Below are 19776 nucleotides of genomic sequence, written 5' to 3'. Positions count from 1 at the left end.
CATACGTATTACGTTTCGATTTAGCGAGGGGCAAACGTAACCTGAAGAATTCACGTGCCTGATTGGGAAATCCAATGCACGATATAAGGCCACGACGTGTCTCCCGGAAGTCAGCAAAGATGGTAATCGCTTAGTGCTGTTCTAATGTAGGCTGTAACAGCTATGAGCTGATTTTTATACGATATCATAGTTGGTTAATTATGGTGAATAATAGATGAATCATGCGTTTTTAAATGAACTGGCCGAAGCGGCGGGGGCCATCTGTGTCGCGGAGTCCGCCAGCTTCAAAGAAGTGTCGATTGAGTATAAAAGTGCCAGGGATCTGGTGACCTCAGTAGATAAAAAAGTAGAAGCCTACCTGCGTTCACGGATAGCTGCCAAATTTCCCAACCACTCAATCCTGGGAGAGGAGCAAGGGCTACTCGATAAACAGAGTGACAGCTGCTGGATAATTGACCCGATCGACGGTACGAACTCCTATATTCAGGGACTGCCGGGTTACACTGTCTCCATTGCCTTGCAGCGAAAGGGGGAGATTGTGGCGGGAGTGGTCTATGCGCCCGTGCTCGGCCAGATGTTTTCAGCGGAGCGTGGCAAAGGCGCCTGCCTGAACAATAATAGGATTACCGTCTCGGGCACGTCCAAGCTGATCGATTCTGTATTGTCATCAGGCTTTGCCTGTATCAGAGAGGGGTTCCAGCCTGATAATCTGGGGGCATTTTCCAGAGTGATTCCAAACGTCCGTGATTTCAGGAGACACGGTTCTGCAGCCCTCGATCTGGCCTGGGTAGCAGCGGGGAAGCTGGATGGCTATTGGGAGCAATGCCTGAATATCTATGATGTTGCCGCAGGAGTGCTGCTGGTTCAGGAAGCTGGCGGGATGTTGACAGATTATCGTGGAGGAATTGATTATCCGGCGGGAGGGTTGGTGGCGACAAACGGCTTGATTCACGAGCAGCTGCGAAAGCTGGTGGTTGAGGAATAACTGAAAGCTACTGCCAGACAGGGACTTGTTGAAGAATGGTGTATTTTATTTAACGATTTTTCCGCAACTATTTGCAATGGAACAGGAAAATGAAGATAATTTAATATTGAACTACTTCACTTGTGAAAGGATAATGATTATCAGTTCAGGTAGATTACGAGAAGAACGGGCGGGACAATTGCCTTGACTTTCGGCAATTCAAACCTGTAGGTTTTAATAGAAGTCCCGCCCTGAATAACGCACAAAACCTATATAAAATCAAGTATTCAAGCTTGATTTCGTGATGGGATATATTTGCTCTAAAGGAGTGACTACATGGCTGAAAAACCAACTGTATTAACACCCGAAGAATTTGATTCACTTGAAGAAGAGAATGTTGAAGAAAATAACGACAAGTCCCTCGTTGTCTCGAAGGATCTGCTTCCGGAAAAACTGCTGATTATTCCCCTTCACGATCGGCCCATGTTTCCGAAGATGATGGGGCCAATTATTGTCGATGATCCAAAGGTCCAGCGGGCGTTGCTCGATGTCGGCGAAAAGTCCACCCCGATGTATCTCGGTCTGCTGCTTACCAGGCCGACCGAAGATGCCATGCCGAGGCGCCCGGAAAATCCGGAGGAGTTCTTCAATGTTGGCGTGGTGGTGCGCGTGGTTCAGGCAACCCCGCCCAGGGAGCCTGGTGAACCTCTGACGCTGATGGCGCAGGCGCTTGAGCGTTTTGAGGTGCTGAACCTCTACCGCAAAGAAACCGTTTTTTATGCCGATGTCAATTATCTCCCTGAGGAGCAGATTGACAACACAGAGGAACTGAAGGCGTACTCTGTCGCTATTATCGATTGTATAAAAGAGCTGGTCGCGCTCAACCCCTTGTTCAAGGAAGGTTTGTCGTTGCTCATTGAGCGGATTAACCTGAGCGACCCCAGCGCATTGGCAGACTTTTCCGCCTCCATGACTACTTCTTCCGGTGCTGATATCCAGAAGATTCTCGAGCTTGAAGATGTACGCAAGCGTATCGAAGCTTCCCTGGTACTGTTGAAAAAAGAGCTGGAGATCTCCAAGCTGAAAGCGCAGATCTCCAAGCGTATAGAAGAGCAACTCTCCAAGCAGCAGCGCGAGTTTTTCCTCAAACAGCAACTGCAGGAGATCAAAAAGGAACTGGGTATAGCCAAGGATGATACCCAGGCTGAAATTGAGAAGTATGAGCAGCGGCTGAAAAAACTGCGTCCAAGCACGGAAGCGCTCGACAAGATAAAGGAAGAGATCGACAAGCTCAGGTTGCTCGGCCCTTCATCCGCCGAGTTCAATGTCAGTCGTGCCTACCTCGACTGGCTCACCGTTTTGCCGTGGGGAGTCTACACAGAGGATAATTACGACCCAATAAAGGCGGCGAAGATCCTCGACCGGGATCACTACGGACTCGAAGATGTCAAGGAGCGTATCCTGGAACTGATCAACGTCGGTATCGTCAAAGGCGATCTCAGCGGTTCGATTATTCTGCTCTCCGGCCCTCCGGGAGTCGGTAAAACTTCCATCGGTCAGTCAATCGCTAAAAGTCTGGGGCGTGAGTTCTATCGCTTCTCTTTAGGCGGTATGCGTGATGAGGCTGAGATCAAAGGCCACAGGCGGACCTATATAGGTGCCATGCCGGGTAAATTTATTCAGGCCATCAAGACCTGCAAGACCTCGAATCCGCTCATCATGCTCGATGAGATCGATAAAATCGGGGCAAGTTTCCGAGGCGATCCTGCTTCTGCCCTTCTTGAAGTGCTCGACCCTGAACAGAACAAGGATTTCCTCGATCATTATCTTGATGTGCGTTTTGACCTCTCGAAAGTGCTCTTTATCTGTACTGCGAATCAGTTGGAGACTATTCCCGGGCCGCTTCTCGATCGTATGGAGTTAATTCAGCTGCCGGGATACATCCTGAAGGAGAAAGTGGAAATCGGTGCCCGGCATCTGCTGCCCAAGCAGCTCAAGCAGCATGGGATTACCTCCAAGCAGGTAAAGATTTCCCGGGCTGTACTTACGGGTATTGCCGACGGCTGGGCGAGGGAAGCTGGCGTCCGCGGTCTTGAGAATTGTATCAAGAAAATTATTCGCAAGGCCGTCACCAGAATCGTCAAGAATCCGGACGAGGTGGTAAAAATTCAAAAAAGTGAACTGGTAGATCTGCTGGGCAAGCGCATGTTTACCGAGGGCCAGGCATTCAAGAAGCCACGGGTCGGCGTGATTCGCGGCCTGGCCTATACTTCGATGGGGGGTGCAACGCTTTACATCGAATCAATCCCGATTCCTACCGGTAATCCTGGCTTCAAGCAGACGGGCCAGCTTGGCAAGGTGATGGTGGAATCATCTGAGATCGCGTACAGCTATGTGCGTTCAATGCTGGAAAAGGATGAAAAAGCAACGGAGTTTTTTAAAAAGAGCTTCATCCACCTCCACGTACCGGCGGGCGCCACTCCGAAAGATGGTCCATCGGCGGGTATTACCATGGCCTGCTCGCTTTACTCTCTGGCGGTGAACAAACCGATTTTAAAGGACACTGCAATGACCGGTGAGCTGACCCTGAGCGGTCTGGTTATGCCAATTGGCGGAGTAAAAGAAAAAATTATCGCAGCCAAGCGCTCCAACGTCAAACAGGTGTTGCTGCCCAAGGAAAATGAGGGGGATTTTGAATTGCTTCCTGATCATATCAAGGAAGGCATTACCCCGCATTTCGTGGCGACTTTTGATGAAGTGCTGAAGGTGTGCTTTCCTTGAGCTACCAGTCAGGATCAAGGCGTGAGGAGTCGCGATTAACGCGCTCCTCACACCTCTCACCTCACGTTCTGTCTTTCAGAGATTATTCCTTACCAGATAGCGTTCGGCATCAAGGGCGGCGCAGCAGCCGGTTCCTGCGGCGGTAACCGCCTGACGGTAGACTCTGTCCATGGCATCTCCGCAGGCAAAGACACCTGCCACATCGGTTCGGGATGTCCCTGGCTGGGTGATGATATATCCGGTGTCATCTGTTTGCAGGTATGCCTTGAACAGCTCGGTTCTTGGTGTGTGGCCAATGGCTACGAACAGGCCGGCGAGTTCCATCACCGAAGTATGATTGGTCCTGTTGTTGATTAGCCGTACCCCGGTGACGGCGTTATGGCCGAGCACTTCCTCGACCTCCGTGTTCCAGTGAATGTGCACGTTTTCGGTGGCAAACAGCCGTTGCTGCATGATTTTTGAAGCCCTCAGTTCATCCCGGCGAACAAAGAGATGCACTGTCGGGCAGAGTTTGGCGAGATAGGTGGCATCTTCACAGGCAGTATCTCCACCACCGACCACACCCACCACCAGGTTCTTGAAGAAAAAACCGTCACATACAGCACAGGCACTGACTCCTTTGCTTATTAATCGCTGTTCAGACTCCAGTCCCAGGTAGTTGGCCCCGGCACCGGTGGCAATGATCACGGTATGAGTGTGATACTCTTCATCACTTTCCGTCCAGATGGAGTGGTAGCCTTGACCGGTGGCAAAATCAACTCTGGTGATGGAGGAGTAGATGACTTCGGTGCCAAAACGCTCTGCCTGCATGCGAAAATCTTCCATCATCGTTGCCCCATCAGTTCCCTGCGGGTAACCGGGGAAATTTTCAACCTCGGTGGTGGTGATCAGCTGCCCGCCCGGTTCACGACCGGTAAAGAGTACCGGTTTCAGGTTTGCCCTGGAGGCGTAGATGGCCGCTGTGTACCCAGCGGGGCCTGACCCCACGATAAGGGTCTTATGGATAAATTCTGCCATTACGGTCTCCTGTGCTGATAACTCCGGGGTGTTCGTGGTGTCGTCTGGTCTGTAACCTGAACCTCATCTGTTGGCACCATCTTGTTCTGATTACGATAACGTGCGGTATTAACTTTCAGTATAGATCAAATGAGCTATAAATTGTTATGGATTATTGAAGGGATCGCAACGCCTCCAATATTTTTTGGTTGTCAGGCACTCCTTCCTGGCGATGGCGAATGATACCTTGAGCATCGATTACATAGGTGACGCGGCCTGATTCATACATCCGTTGAACCGTTTTGTCAGGGTCGCTGATCATGGCAAAACCTATGTTGTTCTCATCTTTGAAACGTTCCAGATCTTCAAGGCTGTCGGGACTGACTCCCACTATAACGCTGTTCAGTGAGGTGAATTGTTCCAGATCACGCTGGAAAGCAAGAAGTTCATTGCTTCAGACGGGGGTAAACGCTGCGTAGTAAAAGGCGAGTACCACATTTTTTCCGGCAAACCCGGAAAGGGTTATCTCCCCCATGGTGGACTGTGCGGTAAAATCGGCAGCCGTATCGCCAATGTCGGCTGCTTTGATGGTAGCAGTTGAAAATCCAACAAAAAGTGCAATTGTAAGTAGTCCAAGAGCTAGCTTTTTCATATGTACCTCCTCTTTATTGGCTTCGTGAAACAGGATGCAATCGACAGTGGTGCGTAAAGCGTAAGCGCAGATATTCGGCTGCAGTTGGCTCTTGTTAGAGGCTAGGGATGAACTGATGATGTGTCAATTGGGTAAAGTTGGGCATGGTATTGAGTTTGATTGTGCAATGGGGGGATGAGTTCGGTGTGGATATTGGTGTGAATTTGGGTGCTTGGTACTGTCCAAGAATCAACAGTCCTACCTGAGAACACCTGCCTCATGCTGCCATAGGCATGACAACTATATGTCTTCACTGCTGAGCCAGCTATGATAACCCTTAGTACGTATTGACAAGTTCCATGGTTTTTGATCATGTCAGTCGTTGCTAAAGCCATGCCATGAAATGGCTTTGCTGCAGTTATTCTGTCTACAGCTGAATAAGGGTCAGAGATAAATAGGGTAGGAGTGGGAATCGAGTTGTTTGAATTTGATTTTACTCTGGCCAGTTTGGTTTTATGTCGCCGTAATTTCCACCGGCTTATTTCTTTCGAAGGAACTGACGATTCAGATGCAGGAAAAAAGCTATGGGTAAACCTAAGGAAAACACCATTGAAAAAATAGACAACTTGAACTCAAGACTCACGGGCTCAGGCATATCTGAACCTAAGAAAGAACTGATAGCTGCCCTTGCAGAACGTTGTCACAGCATGAATATCAACAAGGCCAAACTGGCCTACTTCAAAGAAATCAAACTCCTGCTGACCAAGTGCCTGGCGGCAGTCGAGAGTGGGAAAATAACAGAAGAGGCCCAGTGGCTGTCTTTGGAAAAGGAACTGCTACGGCTGCTGCATGCCAAAAACGGCTGATGGCAAAAGGAGCATATCCCAGGGAGCAGGTACTATTGTACCTCCTTGCCCTCTGAAACAACAGGAGCAGCCTTAATCTGGCACTCACCTCTCGGGCCTGTAAACTCACAGTAGGAGGGTAAAATGCTCCGTTCATGCCAAAAATAATTAACTTCTGCTCAAAACAGCCTTTTGAGCGTTATATTCCTTTTCGTCTATCTCGCCAGCAGCAAAACGATTTCTCAAAATTTCAAGTGCGTTATCATTTTGTTTTGAACGAGTGCTGGAAAATAAACCCCTGATAATGCTAACTGCCAGATAGGCAATCAAGCCCCAGAAGAGGAGAGGAAATAACCAACCCATAAACCATGGGCCGTGGCCCCAAGATGGTCCCCAACTGCAAAAATAGTTTCCCCATTCAGTTGCGTTAGCTCCCCACATGATGACTCCTTGTACGATAAGATGGCAGTAAATGCTTAGATGTATAAGCAATTAGTTAAAAACTATAGTTACTGTACCACTATGTGCTATGTTTGCACTAGCAGTTTTGTGAAGTTCCTTTTTATCCTGCGACCGTAGACGATTTTGAGACGTTCTAATCGCAATAGAGAGTTGGCCCAGGTATATAGAACAGAATTGGGGTATGATTAAGGTGGTATAGGCAATTTTAACAGCCAGTAATACCTTTCATGTTAAGGTTCTTCCTGTTGGTTTCTGACTCAACAAGTAGGTTCTTCGACAAAAATCACTTCGAATAGTTGCTCCATTCCAGGATGGATGCAGATAGTATGTCGCTTCTATGAAGGGAGGATGCCAATGGTCTCTCAGATTGGCAATATTTTTACAAAACAGTTATATTTTGTTCATGTCTGAATATATCGTAAAAACTTGCCCTAAATGTGACCAGCAGCTGCGCTTCCCTAAACGCATAGGGGGAGTGCTTATGGCATGTCCATCGTGCAAAACAAAATTCGCTTCTGACTTCAAGATTGGAAGTACAAACAAGATCGAGTCTCGTGGGACTCTGACTGCAATATTTGAAATACCCTCAACCCTCCTCGAGCGGATTCTTCGATTTTTCGTTTCCCGATAGCCCCATGCGGAACAGGACTGCCCTTTTTCCTAATGTTGTATGGGGTAAGTTGAATAAAATGGACACCAATGTCAAGAAAACAACGCCATAGAGGTGTCCCAATGACCAGGCGAATCAACGGCCGATGCTCAAAAGAGTTCCGAATCGAAGCCGTAAAATTAGTTGTTGGAGGTGGTGTTTCCGTCTACGAGGCGTCACGCCAGCTCGCTGCGAGTTTATCCGGGTTGACGCTTTTCTTTAGTTTTTTTTGGGTACATATGTCTGACGACTCAAGTCCGAAAGCTATGGTGTGGGCACCAGCACACTTGAGCAGCCTGATAAGATCTTTATCAAGCAGATTATAGCGACCCTGGCACCAGAAGCGGATATCATGTACTCCGTTGCTAATCCCGTTGCAGATTTGTTCAAGCCACTTCTTTGAGCTGGCGAAGTTGGGATCGGTGAACCAGAAATCATCAGGCCTTTTTTTCTTCAGATAGCGCATTTCTTCGACCACCCGTTCCATCGAGTGGAATTGCATGGTCCGATCAGAGGCTCAGGGTGTGTAACAGAAAGAGCAGTTACCGTTACAGCCGCGCGAAGAGAATAGAATAGCCCTCTACTTACCACGCACACCCAGGGTGTCATCCAGGTATGGTGAGCGTGATGTGCCACACCTGCCCAGGTAGATAGTGCCTTTTGTCTCTTGCCATTATTTGTCTCGTCGTAAGAAGTTCAATATCTTGATTTTTTCCCCAGAAAATCGAAATATTAAACTGAATCACGATGTTCTTTCAAGATAGAAAGACGCTGTATCAGGGTGTTATTGTGGCCCGACCCCACTCTGTCCTTGGTCCGACCCCACTCTGCACTTTTTGAGCAGTCACTATTAGTGCTTGCGATAGTTAGGCTTGGATCGATAGGTATTGTCGATTTGACTCATCGGGGGAATTGCTGTAACTATTCTAAGCGTTTTGCCGATGTTTACTGTGAATTGTATTATTTTTTGTTCACGCATACTTTTTGCCCTAACGCAGGGCCACCCTGACCCTATAATAGATTATGTCTCACGCGACTTTGTTGAATGGTAATCTGCATGATGTTGTATTGGCGGTTTCCGCTCATTTTCACTCTTTTCCGAGAAAGCCAGAGTGGATAACGGCCCATGATTTTGCCATGGAATATAGTCCGAATCCCTCCGATTTAAGCGCTATCCCTCACCATGTTGCTCCCTACCTGAGAAAAGGAGTAGCCATACGGCATCATGCCTATTTCCCGCAGTACGAGATTGCTGACAGGGACCAGCACCTGGCGGAACGGGCAACAAAGCTTCACCTGAGTCATCTTGAGGCGATTAAGGGAATCGGGGAACAGCATGTTACGGTTCATATTGGTTTGACACCAGAAAAAACAATTGACCAGGAGCGGGCGGTTTCAAACCTTGCCAGAATTGTCGAGCATGCTTCTAATCTCGGCATCTCCGTGGCCTTGGAAAACCTCAAGCATGGAGTAACCAGTGATCCTGAAACTGTAGTAGACTGGTCCCGGCGGAGCGGGGCCGGAATTACATTGGACGTTGGTCATGCCGTTTCCTGCGAGGGAGTGCGAAATGGTGATTTTTCAGTTCTGGATATTGTCGGAATGTTTGAGGGAAATCTCCAGGAGGTACATCTGTATGAGTCGGAAACTGATACCCATCATGCACCTCAGGATATGACCATTCTCGGTGACATTGTAGACAGATTGCTTGAGACCGATTGCCGTTGGTGGACCATTGAACTTGATTCCCCGGAAGAGGTAGAGACGACCCGGAGTCTTGTCATGGATCACTATTTGCTCAACAGTCCTTACCTGAAAAACTAAAGCTTTAGATAGCAGCAACTATCATGTGCGCCAGGTGTCTGTCGGAATACGCTGCTATCGGCAGAGTCCTGAGTCGCACGCGTATCTGATTTGGTAATACACAACAATTGTTCGAAAGATACTGGGCACTGTTCTATCCGCTCTACTTAAATTAAGGAGATACTCATGGGGAAAAAATTACTGGGCACTCTTGCCGCATTTACTTTAACAACTGCGTTATTGACCGCTACTGCATCTGCAGAGCTTGAGAAGAAAATAACAGTCTATTCAACACACAGCGAATCCCTGCTTGAAGTGGTTGCCGATGCGTTCACCGAAGAAACCGGAGTACAGGTCGATTTTATCAATCTGAAAGGTGCGCTTGCAGACAGAGTCAGGGCGGAGAAGGCGAACCCTCAGGCGGATGTCATGTACGGAGGATCTTCGTCTGTATATCTTGAACTGAAAAAGGAAGATCTTTTTGAGCCCTTTAAGCCCGGCTGGGCCAGCACGATCGACCCGCTTTTCAGAGACAGCGACGCAACCTGGTTCGGGACCATTCAGACGCCGGTATTGATGTTTTATAATAATAAAATGCTGTCGGCGGAAGAAGCGCCGAAGGATTGGAGTGATTTAAGCAAACCGCAGTATCAAGGGAAACTTGTCTTCAGAAATGCACTTTCATCATCGGCGCGCGCAACCTATTCTGCACTTTTGCAGCAGTTCGAAAAAGATGGGCAGCTCGATGATGGCTGGGAATTTCTGAAAGCTGTAGATGCGAACACCAAACAGTATTACGGAAGCGGCTCACTGTTGTTCCAGGCCGTAGGCAGACAGGAAGCTGCGGTCAGTTTTATGGTACTTAATTCCATCATAGACAACAGGGAAAATAACAATATGCCGCTTGAGGTGATCGATGCCGAAAGTGGCTCGCCGGTAATCACTGATGGTATAGCATTGATCAAGGGCGCAAAACATCCCCAGGCAGCCAGAGCGTTTATCGAGTTTGCCGGCAGTGCGAAAACACAGGCCTTGCTCGCAAATCAATTCAACAGATTGCCAACTCATCCCGATGCTCTTGCCGATTCTCCGGTGTGGATGTCTGAGACAACCTTCAAGGTGATGGACGTGGATTGGCAGGATCTTGCTGCAAAGCAATCAGCCTGGATGCAGAAATGGGATACGGAAGTAAAGGCCAACGGCAAAGATAAAAAATAGAATCTTTATTTCGGGCAGATGAGCATCACCTCTGATGTTCGTCTGCCTCGAAATTGGACATTATGGTGTTGCGTGGGAAGCATTGTTCTAAAAAATATTTGTAAATCGTATAACGGTGATCTCGCCTGTTCAGATATTAATCTGACAGTAAAGGATGGGGAATTTTTCACATTTCTCGGCCCGTCCGGTTGTGGCAAAACGACGATCTTGAGACTTATTGCCGGGTTCATCTTTCCAGATGAAGGAACCATCCATCTGGCGGATCAGGAGGTGACCTCACTTGATGCCGAAAAGCGCAAGATCGGCATGGTCTTTCAGAATTACGCTCTGTTCCCGTTTATGACAGTTCGCCAGAACATTGAATATGGTCTCAAGGTTCAGAAAAGGGCAGCTGCGGAGATACGGGAAAAACTTCGATATCAACTTGAAATGATAGGTCTTGGCGGACTTGAAAATCGCAAAGTCAATGAATTGTCCGGCGGAGAACAACAGCGTGTCGCGCTGGCACGTTCACTTGTTGTTGAGCCCAGGGTGCTGTTGCTCGATGAGCCGTTGTCGAACCTTGATGCCAGGTTACGGGACAGAATGAGAAATGAGCTGAAACTGTTGCAAAAGAAACTTGGTATAACAACTATTTTCGTAACCCACGACCAAAGGGAAGCACTGACCATGTCGGATCGCATAGCAGTCTTTGACCATGGCAGGTGCGTTCAGGTCGACACTCCAGAGGGCATTTATTCCAGGCCGGCTACTTCGTTTGTCGCAGGTTTCGTAGGAGATACCAACCTGTTGGAAGTGAACAGGAAAGACGGGTACTGGTATATGGAAAATCGTATCAGGCTCAATGCTGACCTGAAGCCGGATACCCGCTATATTTCTATCCGTCCTCAGGATATCAACATATCTCATTCTGCGGCAGGCTCCACTGACCACGGCTTGATCGGGAGGATTGAGTTTAGGGAATTTAACGGAATATCTACTGATTACTCGATTGTTTCCGGGGGAATTCGTTTTAAAACAAGTGCCCTGAATACCACTTTGTCTACTGGGGCATTCGAGCCCGGAGATGAAGTGACCATCACTTTTACCAACGGCAGTATCCATGAGCTTCAGCAGTAAACTCAGTACATTCAGACCGCTTAGCGAGACAGGCAGCTGCCTGTCACTCTTGAAAATTGCCGGAATTGCCGCTCTGTTATTCTTTCTTATCGGCTATATTCTCTTTCCAATCCTGAAGACCCTGGAAGTTAGCCTGTTAAAGGATCAGACCTTTTCAGTGTCAACGTACCTGCTGCTGTTTACCAACGAGTCGTACAGGGTGCCCGTTGTCAATTCAATTGTGCTCGGAGGCTTGACGGTACTGGTCTGTGGCGTGATCGGCACACTGCTTGCCTTTTTTATCCATTTCTTTGAATTTCCCCATAAGTCGGTAGTCGATAAACTCCTTCTCCTGCCGATGCTGTTGCCAGGAATTATCATCGTCTTTTCTTTTGTCCAGCTGTATGGTGAGAGTGGTCTGATCACCAAAACCCTTCAATTTGCCCTGGGCCTTGAAGAGCCTCCCCTGAATATCTCCGGGTTGCCTGGTATTCTCTTTATCCACGCCTATACGCAATACGTCTATTTCTATATAAGTGTCTCAATCGCTTTAAAGCATATCGATATCTCGGTTATCGAGAGTGCCAGGAGTCTGGGCGCTTCAAAGCACAGAATCCTGGGAACCGTTGTTTTTCCATTTCTGGCGCCTGCCCTTATCGCAGCCAGCGCGATGACCTTTATGACAGGTATTGGGGCGTTCACCGCACCCAGTATTGTCGGTGGCAGCTTCAAGGTTCTGACTACCCAGATATTATTGGCAAAAGCGAACAACTATATGGATATCGCCGCCACACAGGTCGTCACCCTGATTGCCATATCCCTTTTTCTCTTTGGTGTGTTCAGGTTCTATGAAGGGCGGACCCGTTTCACCTCTTCGGTAAATGTGGTGCCGATTCAACCGGTCAGGATAAGGAGCCAGGGAGTGCGGCTGCTTGTGCTTTTGTCGGCAGGTATAGTCATTGCCACAATCCTGCTACCTGTCGTGACCATTATTCTCATCTCCTTCGTGCCATCCGGTTCATGGATGGTGAGCTATTATCCAACCGATTTTTCTCTCCAGAATTATGCTGACATCTTCTCCAGATCGAGAAGACTGGCGCCATTTCTGAACAGCGTGGTAATGGCACTTGCCGCAGGGGGGCTGGGGGCAATTATCGCTTTGCCCTGTTCGTACATAATCGTCAGGTCTCAAATCAGAATAAAGTGGCTGGTTGAGATTCTTACTGTCCTGCCCTGGGCCGTTCCGGCAAGTGCGATTGCTATAAATATTATCAACGCCTTTAATGAGCCATCACTGTTCTCTTTCAGTGCCGTCCTGGTGGGCTCCTCGGTATTGCTGCCACTTGGCTACCTGATTAAGTCGTTGCCCATCATGATCAGGACCATCAATATCTCATTGGGGAAATTGAACGACACCTACCTGGAAGTCTCAAAAAGTCTGGGTGCTAACAGACTCCAGACTTTTACACAGATTATCCTGCCTGTCCTGTCACCTGGTCTTTTGGCAGGGTTTCTGCTGGTATTCATCAGGAGCATTGGTGAATATACCATGTCGGTGTTTCTCTATAATGCCTCAAACAAACCGGTTTCTATTGCCATGGTGAACGGTATTTTTGAATACAATATCGGTTTGGCAATGGCATATGGCTCTCTGCTTATTGTGCTCACAGTTTTGCTGGTCTGGGTCATTGGCAGGTTTCTGGGTACATTCCTCAGGCCAGAGTAAGTCCGTTCATCTTTTAAAGTTCGCTGGCAGTCAATACGAATTTCCATGAACCACCTGCATATGGGTATCAAGATATGTCAGGTTTGAGAAACTTGGGAAATCGGGCCCAGAATCGTACCCGATCAATATTTTCCTCGTAGGTGATGAAGCCGAGCAGGCCGGCTGCAGCTTTTGAATAGTGGGTCGAAATTCATAACCGTCGAGGGGGCGAACTTTGTAATCACCCAGGATTGTACCATCAAAACCTCTGGCTTTGAGTTCAGCCAGGATGTATCCATTGAAATCGGGATGGGGTCAGTGCTCGCAGAATGAGTCCACTCGTTTACATGCACAAATAAAAACAACCCGGACATCATACACCTTATAATTTTGACGATATCCTGTAAGTTAGTGGTATGGAAGAAGGTGCAGGAGTAGTGTTGGCTCGGAACTGTTTGAATAAGCGTAAATAAATAGCGAAAAGTCTAGTGGGGGCAAGTGCTGCGTTGCGGCACTGACCATCTGCCAGAGCCTTGGCAAGATGTAAAGCAGCCAGGTCTGCATGTGAGCCAGTAACATAGCAGACCTGGCAGTCGTTGCTGGGGAGAAACAACTTGTTTATGGGCTGTTGAGTTGATTTAATATATGACATATGCCTGACATGTGGCGGCAGTGAAAGCCCGCTTGTGGAATCTTGCCTTTAGCATCTATAAATCTACGAACCAACCCCACGAACCCGGAGGTGCCAGTGATTCATCAATTTGATACCCTTATCGTTGGCTCAGGAGGTGCTGGCCTGTATGGAGCTCTTGAAGCGAGTAAAAGGTCAAAAACGGCAGTGCTTTCGAAGCTCTATCCGGTTCGCAGTCATACCGGGGCAGCGCAGGGTGGTATTAGCGCGGCGCTTGGAAATGTTGAGGAGGATAAACCGGAGTGGCACGCCTTCGATACAGTGAAAGGCGGAGATTATCTTGTTGATCAGCAGGCGGCGAAGACACTGGCTGAAGAGGCTGTGCAGGCTGTCTACGATCTCGAGAACCGTGGCCTGCCATTCAATCGAACCCCGGAGGGCAGGATAGACCAGCGCCGCTTCGGCGGGCATACCAGGAATTTTGGCCAGGGACCGGTGCGCAGAGCCTGCTACGCAGCGGACAGGACCGGGCATATGATTTTGCAGACCCTCTATCAGCAGTGCATAAAAAATGAAGTGGCCTTCTTTGACGAATATCAGGTTGTTGATCTGATATTGGCAGACGACCACTGTCAGGGGGTAGTGGTTGTGGAACTTGCCACGGGCGAGCTGCATGTCTTTGCCGCCAAAGCAGTGCTCTTTGCGACTGGTGGCTTTGGCAGGATGTTCAAGATAACTTCCAATGCCTATGCCAATACCGGAGACGGGCCTGCGGTCTGCGCGAGGCGAGGCATTCCGCTGGAGGATATGGAGTTCTTCCAGTTTCACCCGACGGGAATAAAAGGGCTGGGTATTCTTATCTCGGAGGCTGTTCGCGGCGAGGGAGGAATCTTGCGTAATTGTGATGGGGAACGGTTCATGGAACGGTATTCACCAACCCTCCTGGACCTGGCCCCAAGGGATATCGTAGCCCGTTCCATCCTCACTGAGGTGCGGGCTGGCAAGGGGATTCGGGGTGACGGTAAAATAGATGACTATGTACACCTTGACGCAACCCATCTGGGAAAAGAGACCTTGATGAAGAAATTGCCGGATATAACTGAGTTCTGCAAAACATATCTGGGTATTGACCCGGCAGATGAGCCTATCCCGGTATTGCCGACCGCCCATTACGCCATGGGCGGCATACCAACCGATGAGCATGGCAGGGTGATCTGTGACAATAAAGGAACAGTGGTGAAAGGACTCTATGCAGCTGGTGAATGCGCCTGTGTTTCGGTGCATGGGGCGAACAGGCTTGGCACGAACAGCCTGCTCGACCTTGTGGTGTTTGGCCGCAGAGCCGGATTGCATATCGCTGATTATGTACAGGATTGTGAGGCTGTTGAAGTGGATGAGAGTGCGGCTGATACTGCCAGGGCGATAATCGGTCACCTGACAGAAACGACAGCTGAGGACGCACCCCATGGCGGCCATATCATGGAACAGATGCAGACCATCATGATGGAGCATATCGGCATTTATCGCAATGCAAAGGATATGCGGGCAGCGGTGAGGGATATCCAGAAATTACGTGAACGTTATCAACAGGTACGGGTCCAGGATTCCAGCAAGAGTTTTAACACCGATCTACTCGAGGTGATCGAATTGGGTAACCTGCTGGATTTGTCACTCATTACTGCGGCTGCCGCGCTGGACAGACAGGAGAGCCGCGGAGCCCATAGCCGGGAAGATTACCCCGAGCGGGATGATGAAAACTGGTTGAAACATTCGCTGGCCTACCTGGAAAATGAGTCAGTGCGGATGGACTACAAGAAGGTGGATACTTCGATCTGGGAACCGAAACCACGAACATATTGATGTCCCCTAAAGGTGCAGCCTATGAATATCATATTGAAAATACAGCGCTTCAACCCTGATACGGATAAGGAGCCTTATTTCCAGGAATTTTCTGTGGAGGTTGATCCGAATGACCGGCTGCTTGACGGTTTGATGAAGGTGAAACAGTTCCAGGACGGCAGCCTGTGCTTTCGCAAAAGCTGTGCCCACGGGGTATGCGGTTCAGACGGTATGCGGATAAACGGGAGTGACGGCCTGGCCTGTAAAACACTGGTGAAAGATGTGGCCGGGAAAGATGGCGAGGTGGTGACGGTGGAGCCGCTCGCTCACTTACCGGTCCAGAGGGACCTGATTGTTGATCAGACCGATTTTTTTGAAAAGTACCGGGCTGTGAAGCCGTTTCTGATCAGTGATACAGAGAGTGAGGGAAAGGAGCGTGTACAATCCCAGGATGAGCGTATGGTATTCGATGATACCACCAATTGCATTCTTTGCGCCTCATGCTATTCTGCCTGTCCCGTATTGGATGATGAACCGGCGTTCATCGGTCCTGCGGCGATTGTGCAGGCCTATCGCTTTCTGGCCGATTCAAGAGATAGTGGCACCAGGGAGCGGTTTGATGTACTCGATACTCCCAACGGGGTATGGCCATGCGAGAACCATTTCAAATGCACCAAGGCGTGTCCACGATCTATCATGATTACCAAGCGGATCAATCAGACCAAGCAGATGATCAAGAAAGATAAAGGGTGAGAAGTAAAGGTGGGAGGGGATGAACTTGCGTATACCGATAAATCGATATTTATCTGTTTATACTCCTATCCCACTCACAGCCATCTCCTGATGCTTAGATCGGCTTAATGCGGTACCTCGAACGGGTCGAGCAGCAGATCTGCTCCTATAGTGTCATCCGCTTTAACATCGGGGTTGGAATTGAGAATACGTGCACAGGAATTCCAGCGCAGTACCGCGTCCTGATTCTTCGGGTCGCAATCGGTAAGGGCTTCCTCATAGGCCTGCATGGCTCGTTCAAAGCAACCGTGAGCAGCAGTTCCGCCACCGGGGCCGCCCTGACGGAGGTGATATTTAGCCCTCCGTTCATAGATAATGCCCAGGTAGTAAGCTTTGCAGGTTGTGCTTTCAATCCGGCTCAGCAGTTCCCTGGCCTGTTGAAATGAAGGATTGAGTCCGGAGTGAGCGAACTTGTCGGTCAATGCCAGCAGCAGGGTTATAAGCGCCTCCTGATGTTCCGGCTCTGTGGCCAATATGTCGAGGCAGATTGATTCTGCGTCCTCAGGTTCGTTGAGTAAACGGTACTTGTGTGCTTTTTCCAATGCTGCGGAAATCGCTCCACGCTCAAGTTTTTTCAATTCAAGCATCGTATAATCCTCATTTGACAAGCGGTAATAGGTGTTAGGCTTGAGAGAATTATATGGCCGGTAGCCAGATTTACAAGAGCAGAGAGGCAGTTGCCACATTGCCTGGACTGGTTTTTTCTACTCTGGAAGCAGGTCGTAGAAATAATTTAAAATGTCAGTGCGGCTAACCACTCCAATTACCTTCTCATCCTGGACAACCGGGAAGTGGCCGATATTTTTTTCCAGCATCAGGCGGCCGATCTGGGAAGGGATAGCGTCGGGCGGAATGCAGGTGAGGTCCCGGGCCATGTACGCTTTTACCGGTTTATTCCAGTGTTTTTCATGTTTGAGTTTTTTGAAATCCCAGAGAACCACAATCCCTTGTAATTTGTCATTTTCAATCACCATTACACTGCGAATATGTTCGTTGGTCATGAGTGAATGAACCTCATGCATGGGAGTGTCGGGTGAGACCGATTGAACAGGAAAGGACATCAGGTCTGCGATACGGATACTCTCTTTCTGCTCAGACTCCAGAAGGCTGATTATTTTTTCACGTACAGACTCAGGACTCTGTTCACTGGTCTTGATGGTGGCCGAGCCAGCACCCGCATGGCCACCACCGCCGAGTTTGCTCATTATCCAGCCAATGTCGATCATCTCGACACCGCTTCTGCCGATCACGGTAGACCTTCCATTGGTGACGAAAATCACGAAGATTGCGTCAACGTTGATGATGGAGCGGTACATATTGACGATACCGGAAAGTGTCGTGACCTTATCTTCGAGGGTGATGATATTGAATCCGATTTTGAAACTGTTGATGGTCAGCTTTTCAGTGGCCTTCATCATCTCAAAGAGAACATCTTTTTGCTTCTCTTCGTATGGGGGATTGAGAAAATATGATGCGACGTTGAGGTCGGCACCATTTTCAAGCAGCCAACCGGCGGCATAGGCATCCTCCGGAGTGGTCGAAGGGTAGGTGAGATGACCGGTGTCTTCATAGAGCCCGAGCAGCAGCACCGTGGACATCAGCGGGTTCAGCTCCATTTGGCGCTTTTTCAGTTCCCGGATAAAAAGCGTGACGGTGGCACCAACGTCCTCCTGGCAAACCATGTCCGCTTCGATGTCTCCTCCGTGCATATGGTGGTCCCAGAGGTGAATTTCGAGATCATCCCTGTCCCGGAGTTTTTCCATGCGCTCCAGTCGTGACCAGTTCGGGGTATCAACTACTATGAGCCGTTGAACCTGGTCGTGTTGGATCTCTTTGGGCAGGATGAGATTGAATGCGGTTTTATGTGTCGAAAGAAATCTGCGGACGTTACGGCTGACCTCCTTGGGCACAACGCCGACGCTGCCGGGGTAGATGAGTGTCGCTGCTATGATGGACGCGAGCGCGTCAAAATCGGTCTGCTTGTGAGTGGCTATAATCTGCATGAATACAGTTGAAGTCGTGCTATATGTTTATGCTGGCATCGCTGTCAGCAGGGCTTTTTCAATCGTTACTGGCGTGCAGTTCTGTACGCCAGACCTTACGAATGACACTACCATACTTTGGAAATAGCGCAAAGATTGTCTGGGGCCTGAAGAAGAAATGATGGTGTTCTGGTTGAGAGCTAATTGCCTGCCTTTATTGGTTATTGCAGACGCAGGCAGACGTGCCGGGGCAATGGGGCGCACAAGTGGTAGAAAGCTTGGGTGGTGCAGCACAGGGTTGGCATCCACTTGGTGGTAATTTCCATCGATCCGGACAGAAGCGCAACAGGGTGTTGTGTGCATCTGTCTGGATCGATGAGAAATGGTTCCTGTCGAAGCGGTAACTGCCTTGGCGGTTATCTGAGTTGGTAGACCGGCCTCGGTCCGGGCTGCAGATAATATGGCATCATTTTGTCCGCTAACGCACTGAGGTTGGCTTGTCTATTGCCGGGTGAAGGGTGAGTAGAGAGAAACTCAGGCTGGCTTGAGCCACCAACCCGGGCCATTTTCTCCCAGAGAGTTACGGCCGCTTTGGGGTCGTAACCTGCCCGGGCGGCAAGTTCGATGCCTATTACGTCAGCTTCGGTCTCTGCAGTTCGCGAATTAGGCAGAGTGATGGCCATTGCAGCAGCCATGGCGCCGCCGCTCATGGCGAGCCCTGAATAGGCGCTGTCCTGGGTTGCAACAGCGACGCCCATAAGTCCCATCTGGGTGGCCATTGCCATGGACATCTTCTCTGCGGTATGGTTGGCAAGGGCGTGTGAAACCTCGTGGGCCATGACCTGGGCAAGCTCGTCATCGGTGGGGTTGACTTTGTTGAGTAAACCAGTGTAAACGGCCATTTTGCCGCCGGCCATGCACCAGGCGTTGACTGTTTCAGGCTCATCGATCACCCGAACACTCCAGTCCCAGTTGCGTGATGCGGGAAAAAGTTGAATAGCCTGGGCGATAACCCTGCCGGTGACTTCACGCACGCGGGCCGTGGTGGCCGGGTCCGGGTCAAGCTTCCCTTCTTTCTGCAGCGGTTGCAATGTCTGAACATATGCTTCCTGGGAGGCGCTTATGGCCTGTTCAGGGGAAACCAGCATAAGCTGGGAGCGGCCGGTGGGGCTGGTGGCGCAAGCAGTGAGGGTGAAGAACAGAATTATCGGAATAAACCAGCGTTTCATTGCATTAACCTGTGATTTAGGCTGAATCTGGGAATTTTAAATCAATGTAAATATGTGTAACGTTTCCAGAGGGGTAAATGCAAGAGGTAAAAGCCTCATTTTTTCAGGCGAAATACTCAGGCGGGTTGAGGGAAGAAGGTTAAAAAGGATT

16 protein-coding genes and 1 pseudogene are annotated in these 19776 nt (G+C 49.3%); 9 read left to right on the top strand and 8 right to left on the bottom strand.

All coding sequences use genetic code 11. The features are described 5' to 3' along the window. The first annotated feature begins 214 nt into the window (after positions 1–214). Together ACN5NT_RS04445 and lon are read left to right on the top strand one after the other, a co-directional pair. Positions 215–985, top strand: a complete 771-nt coding sequence (locus ACN5NT_RS04445; protein ID WP_419174640.1) for an inositol monophosphatase family protein — start codon at positions 215–217, stop codon at positions 983–985. A 315-nt stretch (positions 986–1300) separates the two neighbouring features. Beyond that, on the top strand, positions 1301–3745 hold the full coding sequence (gene lon / locus ACN5NT_RS04440; RefSeq protein ID WP_136795372.1) for an endopeptidase La: 2445 nt from the start codon (positions 1301–1303) through the stop codon (positions 3743–3745). Positions 3746–3820: 75 nt separating this feature from the next. Here lon and trxB read toward each other — a convergent pair whose 3' ends face one another. The 3 genes and pseudogenes from trxB to ACN5NT_RS04425 form a co-directional block, all read right to left on the bottom strand. Next, positions 3821–4762 carry a thioredoxin-disulfide reductase gene (gene trxB, locus ACN5NT_RS04435; RefSeq protein WP_419174639.1) on the bottom strand — a complete coding sequence of 314 codons (942 nt, stop codon included), beginning with the start codon at positions 4760–4762 and terminating at the stop codon, positions 3821–3823. A gap of 151 nt (positions 4763–4913) precedes the next feature. Then, positions 4914–5180: pseudogene (locus tag ACN5NT_RS04430) on the bottom strand (redoxin domain-containing protein); the annotation flags it as partial. Between the two features lie 15 nt (positions 5181–5195). Then, a complete protein-coding gene (locus tag ACN5NT_RS04425; RefSeq protein WP_419174638.1) occupies positions 5196–5393 on the bottom strand; it encodes a redoxin domain-containing protein in 198 nt (65 codons plus the stop codon). A gap of 563 nt (positions 5394–5956) precedes the next feature. Here ACN5NT_RS04425 and ACN5NT_RS04420 point away from each other — a divergent pair. Beyond that, positions 5957–6238 (top strand): hypothetical protein, encoded by a 282-nt coding sequence (locus ACN5NT_RS04420; RefSeq protein WP_419174637.1) that lies wholly within the window; start codon positions 5957–5959, stop codon positions 6236–6238. Between the two features lie 147 nt (positions 6239–6385). On the opposite strand, the gene ACN5NT_RS04415 is transcribed toward ACN5NT_RS04420, so the two are convergent. Both ACN5NT_RS04415 and ACN5NT_RS04410 read right to left on the bottom strand, forming a co-directional pair. Next, complete coding sequence (locus ACN5NT_RS04415) at positions 6386–6658, bottom strand: SHOCT domain-containing protein (protein WP_136795367.1); 273 nt, start codon at positions 6656–6658, stop codon at positions 6386–6388. Positions 6659–7494: 836 nt separating this feature from the next. Continuing rightward, the gene (locus ACN5NT_RS04410; RefSeq protein ID WP_419174636.1) at positions 7495–7830 is read right to left on the bottom strand and encodes a hypothetical protein; all 336 of its coding nucleotides are present in this window, start codon (positions 7828–7830) and stop codon (positions 7495–7497) included. 521 nt (positions 7831–8351) lie between these two features. Here ACN5NT_RS04410 and ACN5NT_RS04405 point away from each other — a divergent pair. From ACN5NT_RS04405 to ACN5NT_RS04380, 6 genes are all read left to right on the top strand, one after another. Then, entirely contained in the window at positions 8352–9152 is an 801-nt protein-coding gene (locus ACN5NT_RS04405) for a TIM barrel protein (RefSeq protein WP_419174635.1), read from the top strand. Between the two features lie 165 nt (positions 9153–9317). After that, on the top strand, positions 9318–10349 hold the full coding sequence (locus ACN5NT_RS04400) for an extracellular solute-binding protein (RefSeq protein ID WP_419174634.1): 1032 nt from the start codon (positions 9318–9320) through the stop codon (positions 10347–10349). A 72-nt stretch (positions 10350–10421) separates the two neighbouring features. Continuing rightward, positions 10422–11468: an ABC transporter ATP-binding protein gene (locus tag ACN5NT_RS04395; protein WP_419174633.1), complete on the top strand. Its 1047-nt coding sequence runs from the start codon at positions 10422–10424 to the stop codon at positions 11466–11468. Continuing rightward, the gene (locus ACN5NT_RS04390) at positions 11452–13173 is read left to right on the top strand and encodes an ABC transporter permease (RefSeq protein ID WP_419174632.1); all 1722 of its coding nucleotides are present in this window, start codon (positions 11452–11454) and stop codon (positions 13171–13173) included. Before ACN5NT_RS04395 ends, ACN5NT_RS04390 begins: the two co-directional genes overlap by 17 nt. A 727-nt stretch (positions 13174–13900) precedes the next feature. Further along, positions 13901–15643 (top strand): succinate dehydrogenase flavoprotein subunit, encoded by a 1743-nt coding sequence (gene sdhA, locus ACN5NT_RS04385; RefSeq protein ID WP_419174631.1) that lies wholly within the window; start codon positions 13901–13903, stop codon positions 15641–15643. A 21-nt stretch (positions 15644–15664) separates the two neighbouring features. Then, the gene (locus ACN5NT_RS04380; protein ID WP_419174630.1) at positions 15665–16375 is read left to right on the top strand and encodes a succinate dehydrogenase iron-sulfur subunit; all 711 of its coding nucleotides are present in this window, start codon (positions 15665–15667) and stop codon (positions 16373–16375) included. A 104-nt stretch (positions 16376–16479) separates the two neighbouring features. Here ACN5NT_RS04380 and ACN5NT_RS04375 read toward each other — a convergent pair whose 3' ends face one another. The 3 genes from ACN5NT_RS04375 to ACN5NT_RS04365 form a co-directional block, all read right to left on the bottom strand. Beyond that, positions 16480–17001: a hypothetical protein gene (locus ACN5NT_RS04375; RefSeq protein ID WP_136795364.1), complete on the bottom strand. Its 522-nt coding sequence runs from the start codon at positions 16999–17001 to the stop codon at positions 16480–16482. A gap of 117 nt (positions 17002–17118) precedes the next feature. Next, on the bottom strand, positions 17119–18417 hold the full coding sequence (locus ACN5NT_RS04370) for a CBS domain-containing protein (protein WP_136795363.1): 1299 nt from the start codon (positions 18415–18417) through the stop codon (positions 17119–17121). A gap of 395 nt (positions 18418–18812) precedes the next feature. Beyond that, the gene (locus ACN5NT_RS04365) at positions 18813–19625 is read right to left on the bottom strand and encodes a M48 family metallopeptidase (RefSeq protein ID WP_419174629.1); all 813 of its coding nucleotides are present in this window, start codon (positions 19623–19625) and stop codon (positions 18813–18815) included. Positions 19626–19776 lie beyond the last annotated feature (151 nt).

The organism is Desulfosediminicola sp., from assembly GCF_048381775.1.
Classification (GTDB): Bacteria; Desulfobacterota; Desulfobulbia; order Desulfobulbales; family Desulfocapsaceae; genus Desulfopila; species Desulfopila ganghwensis.
Note: the sequence above shows the minus strand (reverse complement) of the source record. Positions and strands in the feature narration are given on the sequence as shown.

Coding starts and splice junctions, on each gene's coding strand:
- ACN5NT_RS04445 (WP_419174640.1), top strand. CDS start 215: ATGAATCATGCGTTTTTAAATGAACTGGCCGAAGCGGCGGGGGCCATC.
- lon (WP_136795372.1), top strand. CDS start 1,301: ATGGCTGAAAAACCAACTGTATTAACACCCGAAGAATTTGATTCACTT.
- trxB (WP_419174639.1), bottom strand. CDS start 4,762: ATGGCAGAATTTATCCATAAGACCCTTATCGTGGGGTCAGGCCCCGCT.
- ACN5NT_RS04425 (WP_419174638.1), bottom strand. CDS start 5,393: ATGAAAAAGCTAGCTCTTGGACTACTTACAATTGCACTTTTTGTTGGA.
- ACN5NT_RS04420 (WP_419174637.1), top strand. CDS start 5,957: ATGGGTAAACCTAAGGAAAACACCATTGAAAAAATAGACAACTTGAAC.
- ACN5NT_RS04415 (WP_136795367.1), bottom strand. CDS start 6,658: ATGTGGGGAGCTAACGCAACTGAATGGGGAAACTATTTTTGCAGTTGG.
- ACN5NT_RS04410 (WP_419174636.1), bottom strand. CDS start 7,830: ATGCAATTCCACTCGATGGAACGGGTGGTCGAAGAAATGCGCTATCTG.
- ACN5NT_RS04405 (WP_419174635.1), top strand. CDS start 8,352: ATGTCTCACGCGACTTTGTTGAATGGTAATCTGCATGATGTTGTATTG.
- ACN5NT_RS04400 (WP_419174634.1), top strand. CDS start 9,318: ATGGGGAAAAAATTACTGGGCACTCTTGCCGCATTTACTTTAACAACT.
- ACN5NT_RS04390 (WP_419174632.1), top strand. CDS start 11,452: ATGAGCTTCAGCAGTAAACTCAGTACATTCAGACCGCTTAGCGAGACA.
- ACN5NT_RS04380 (WP_419174630.1), top strand. CDS start 15,665: ATGAATATCATATTGAAAATACAGCGCTTCAACCCTGATACGGATAAG.
- ACN5NT_RS04375 (WP_136795364.1), bottom strand. CDS start 17,001: ATGCTTGAATTGAAAAAACTTGAGCGTGGAGCGATTTCCGCAGCATTG.
- ACN5NT_RS04370 (WP_136795363.1), bottom strand. CDS start 18,417: ATGCAGATTATAGCCACTCACAAGCAGACCGATTTTGACGCGCTCGCG.
- ACN5NT_RS04365 (WP_419174629.1), bottom strand. CDS start 19,625: ATGAAACGCTGGTTTATTCCGATAATTCTGTTCTTCACCCTCACTGCT.